The organism is Pseudomonas sp. Kh14 (genome assembly GCF_900291005.1).
In the GTDB taxonomy this organism is placed as follows: Bacteria; Pseudomonadota; Gammaproteobacteria; order Pseudomonadales; family Pseudomonadaceae; genus Aquipseudomonas; species Aquipseudomonas alloputida.
In genome coordinates, this window is record NZ_OLKJ01000187.1 from 1 (window position 1) to 257 (window position 257).

The following is a 257-nucleotide window of genomic DNA, read 5'->3' on the forward strand; positions in this document are numbered from 1 at the left end:
GGTCGGCGGAAACGGCTTTTTCCTTGTTCAGGCTGGCATCGCCGACTTCAAAGGCTCCGGTGGCCACGTGGGCACCATTGGCATACAGCTCGTAGAAGGTCGGGGCGCGCTCGGTGTAGCCGAGGTTGGCGGCCAGCGACCAGACCGGGTCGAGCTGGTACACCGCTCCGGAAGACAGGCTGAAGGTGTTGAAACTGCTGGCGCTGTCGGCGTCGGCGAAGTGCTCGTTGCCTTTGGCATCCGGATCGACCCGGGTG

The 257-nt window shown here is 64.2% G+C and carries 1 protein-coding gene; it reads right to left on the minus strand.

Annotation, left to right across the window (positions count from 1 at the left end; translation table 11 throughout):
* Positions 1–257, minus strand: a 257-nt coding sequence (locus FQ668_RS27785; RefSeq protein ID WP_144180821.1) for a TonB-dependent receptor, incomplete at both ends; no start/stop codon positions are given.